This is a genomic window from Mycobacterium asiaticum, from assembly GCF_001673365.1.
Classification (GTDB): domain Bacteria; phylum Actinomycetota; class Actinomycetes; order Mycobacteriales; family Mycobacteriaceae; genus Mycobacterium; species Mycobacterium asiaticum_A.
Genome location: NZ_LZLS01000008.1, coordinates 1 through 835, shown reverse-complemented (window position 1 = coordinate 835; position 835 = coordinate 1). Strand labels below are relative to the sequence as shown.

General features: G+C 66.0%; 1 protein-coding gene. It reads right to left on the bottom strand.

What is annotated here, in order from left to right:
- Positions 1-729: hypothetical protein (locus tag A5634_RS01535; RefSeq protein WP_065142334.1), on the bottom strand; the 729-nt coding region annotated here is incomplete at its 3' end.
- Positions 730-835 lie beyond the last annotated feature (106 nt).

Genomic DNA, 835 nt, shown 5'->3' with positions numbered 1-835 from the left:
GTGCCAATCAACGCCGTCGTACTCGGCGGCCACGCGGTATTCGGGCCAGGCGAAATCGAGTCGCCAGACCCGCCCGTTGAGGTCGACGATCTCGTATTGCAGCACGGGCGGCGGCAATCCGCCGTCGAGCATGACCAGTCGGGCCTCACTCTCCATCGGCGATTCGGCGAGCGGCGAAGCCCGACAGAGGAGCTCGCGGACCTGCACGATGCCGCGGCGGCCGGCTTGCAACTCGATGGCCCGCGCCAGATCACCGCGGTTACACGTGCCAGTGCGCAGCGCGGCGTCCAGCGTGGCCAACGCACGCGGTCGGCGCAGTGTGCGGGCCACCTCGATTGCCGTCCATGCTGGCGCGGTGGCGAGCCGCCCGGCGACATTTCTAAGTGGCGCGCCGTCCCGACGGTGGACCACCAGGCCCTCGTTTGACCGCAACCGCTGACCAATCGGATTGAGCACGTGCAGGTCGGCGACTTGTTCGGTGCCGAACCCATAGGCGGTTGCCGCGGTGTACAGGCAGGCCGCGACCTTGGTGCCGGCAGCCAGATCCAGACCCCGTAATTTCAGCGCCGTAGTTACCTCGCCTCGGCCGTAGACTCCCCGCCAAATCCTCTGCAACCCATTGCATTTGACTTCAAACTCCAGGCCGCGGCGAGTGAGGCAGCGCAAAGCTTGAGCGGAGGTCACTACTCCGCCTTGTGCGGCTAGCAACCGGTCAAGCTCTGCATTCATGCTCGCTATCATCAGCGCGCGCAGTTTTGCCGACAATTCACCTCACGAGGGACCGCGAAATGCCAGTCCACGCGGCGTGTCGCTGTGCAGACACGCGCGCTCGCGG